Raw genomic sequence first — 299 nt, 5'->3', positions numbered from 1 at the left:
ATATCGGAAGTGTATCTTGGGGTTATCACCATGGCGTTGAGCACGTATTACCTACCGAGGCTTGCCTCATTAACAGGGGTTGATGCCATTGTTAGTGAAATCCATAAAACAGCACGAGTTATCTTGCCGATTGTAATAGTGTTGGCGCTAGGGGTTTATTTACTGCGTGATGTGGCTATTTGGTTACTATTTACCGAAGAATTTAAACCTGCACGTGATCTCTTTGCTGTGCAACTGTGCGGTGATGTAATGAAAATCGCAAGCTGGTTATATGCTTATCCAATGTTATCACGCGGTGC

General features: G+C 43.5%; 1 pseudogene. It reads left to right on the top strand.

The features are described from left to right. Positions 1 to 30 precede the first annotated feature (30 nt). Positions 31 to 299, top strand: a pseudogene (locus Q5762_RS37815) (O-antigen flippase); the annotation flags it as partial.

This window comes from Streptomyces sp. P9(2023) (assembly GCF_032436795.1).
Taxonomy (GTDB): Bacteria; Actinomycetota; Actinomycetes; order Streptomycetales; family Streptomycetaceae; genus Streptomyces.
Note: the sequence above shows the minus strand (reverse complement) of the source record. Positions and strands in the feature narration are given on the sequence as shown.